We start from the raw sequence: 2842 nt of genomic DNA on the forward strand, positions 1-2842 counted from the left end.
GTAAAGTTTTGGAAGATGGTAGTATCCTGAGTAGGGCGGGGTCGGAGACGCCCCGTTTGAATTTGCCAGCACCATCTGGTAAGGCTAAATACTCCTGAGAGACCGATAGTGAACCAGTACTGTGAAGGAAAGGTGAAAAGTACCGTGAATAAGGGGGTGAAATAGAACCTGAAACCGTACGCCTACAAGCGGTCGGAGCTTCGTAATGCAGTGACGGCGTGCCTTTTGCATAATGAGCCTACGAGTTACTGTCACTGGCGAGGTTAACCAAGTTAACTTGGGCAGCCGGAGCGAAAGCGAGTCTGAATAGGGCGCATAGTCAGTGGGAGTAGACGCGAAACTTTGTGATCTACCCTTGGTCAGGATGAAGTTCCGGTAACACGGGATGGAGGTCCGAACTAGTAAACGTTGAAAAGTTTTTGGATGAACTGAGGGTAGGGGTGAAAGGCTAATCAAACTGAGAAATAGCTCGTACTCCCCGAAATGCTTTTAGGAGCAGTGTGGAGGTTAAGTTTAGTACAGGTAGAGCTACCAATAGGACTAGGGGGAGTCACATCCTACCAAATCCTGATGAACTCCGAATGGTATTAAATATACTCTGCAATGAGGGCATGGGTGCTAAGGTCCGTGTCCGAGAGGGAAAGAACCCAGACCTGCAGCTAAGGTCCCAAAATCTACACTAAGTTGAACTAAGGCGGTTCAGTTGCTTAGACAGCCAGGATGTTTGCTTGGAAGCAGCAATTCATTTAAAGAGTGCGTAACAGCTCACTGGTCGAGCGACAGAGCATCGATAATAATCGGGCATCAAGTGTAGTACCGAAGCTCAGGATTTGCAGCAATGCAAGTGGTAGGGGAGCATTCTAACAGCGGCGAAGCTGACTGGTAATGGTTGGTGGAGCGGTTAGAAAAGCAAATGTAGGCATAAGTAACGATAAGGCAGGCGAGAAACCTGCCCACCGAAAGACTAAGGGTTCCGCGGCAATGTTAATCAACCGCGGGTAAGTCGGGACCTAAGCAAAAGCCGAGAGGCGTATGTGATGGACAATTGGTTAATATTCCAATACTACCGTATTGAGCGATGGGGCGAAGGAGTAGTGATAGTTCCGCGATCTGACGAAATAGGTCGTTAAAAGGTGTAGGTATAGGACTTGTAGGAAAATCCGCAGGTTTTGCTGAAACCCAACAGTACCTGGAGGCTTCGGCCGAAGGGATAGAGAACGTAAGCAGACTTCCAAGAAAACCCCCTAAGCATATTGATATGGTACCCGTACCGGAAACCGACACAGGTAGTCGAGGAGAGGATCCTAAGGTGCTCGAGTGAGTCATGGCTAAGGAACTAGGCAAATTAACCCTGTAACTTCGGGAGAAGGGGTGCCTCCTCTAGCAATAGAGAGGTCGCAGAGAAATGGTCCAGGCGACTGTTTAACAAAAACACATGGCTATGCGAAATCGAAAGATTATGTATATGGCCTGACACCTGCCCGGTGCTGGAAGGTTAAGGGGGGACGTTAGTCGCAAGGCGAAGCGTTGAACTGAAGCCCCAGTAAACGGCGGCCGTAACTATAACGGTCCTAAGGTAGCGAAATTCCTTGTCGGGTAAGTTCCGACCTGCACGAATGGTGTAACGATCTGGACGCTGTCTCAGCCATGAGCTCGGTGAAATTGTAGTCACGGTGAAGATGCCGTGTACCCGTCACGGGACGGAAAGACCCCATGCACCTTTACTATAGCTTCGCATTGACATTGGGTAGATAATGTGTAGGATAGGCGGGAGGCGCTGATCCTGTGCCGCTAGGTATAGGGGAGTCAACGGTGAAATACCGCCCTTTGTTTATCTGATGTCTAATCCCTGAAAGGGGAGACAGTGCGTGGTGGGTAGTTTGACTGGGGTGGTCGCCTCCGAAAGTGTATCGGAGGCTTTCAAAGGTATGCTCAGTACGCTTGGTAACCGTATGAGGAGTGCAATAGCATAAGCATGCTTGACTGTGAGACTGACGAGTCGAGCAGGAACGAAAGTTGGATATAGTGATCCGGTGGTTCTGTATGGAAGGGCCATCGCTCAAAGGATAAAAGGTACGCTGGGGATAACAGGCTGATCTCCCCCAAGAGCTCACATCGACGGGGAGGTTTGGCACCTCGATGTCGGCTCGTCACATCCTGGGGCTGGAGAAGGTCCCAAGGGTTCGGCTGTTCGCCGATTAAAGTGGCACGCGAGCTGGGTTCAGAACGTCGTGAGACAGTTCGGTCCCTATCTGTGATGGGCGTAGGAAGTTTGAGAGGTCTTGACCTTAGTACGAGAGGACCGGGTTGAACCAACCGCTGGTGTACCGGTTGTGGCGTCAGCTGCACTGCCGGGTAGCTATGTTGGGACGAGATAAGCGCTGAAAGCATCTAAGCGCGAAACTTACCTCAAGATGAGACTTCCATTAAGGGACGTCAGAGATGATGACGTTGATAGGCTGCAGGTGTAAAGGCAGAAATGCCAAAGCTGAGCAGTACTAATTACCCGAACGCTTCAGGGCGGATGTGCGATAGCATCAAGATCATCCGCCTCAAACAACGAATTGGCTACTGTGTGCTTGCTTAACACTACGCTTACTTGAAATTATATTCTACTCTTTTGCCAATAGTGTCAACGATATTAGCGTTTTGATCAGTTGGATTGAAACGAAAGATCTTAAGGTGACTATAGCGGTAGGGATCACCTCTTCCCATTCCGAACAGAGAAGTTAAGCCTACCAGCGCTGATGGTACTGGGATAACACCCGGGAGAGTAAGTCGTTGCCTTTCTTTTAACACTAAAGCCTTTGATAAACTATCAAAGGCTTTTTTATTTATGCTC

Annotated in this window: 2 rRNA genes (1 of these 2 running past the window's edge); both read left to right on the forward strand. The window is 49.3% G+C overall.

Features of this window, described 5'->3' with window-relative positions:
• A 23S ribosomal RNA gene (locus tag V7Q33_RS17040) occupies positions 1–2522 on the forward strand (it extends 363 nt beyond the left edge of the window).
• A 156-nt stretch (positions 2523–2678) separates the two neighbouring features.
• Positions 2679–2790: ribosomal RNA gene (gene rrf / locus V7Q33_RS17045) — 5S ribosomal RNA — on the forward strand.
• Positions 2791–2842: the final 52 nt, after the last annotated feature.

This window comes from Ohtaekwangia sp. (assembly GCF_036786105.1).
Classification (GTDB): Bacteria; Bacteroidota; Bacteroidia; order Cytophagales; family Cyclobacteriaceae; genus Ohtaekwangia.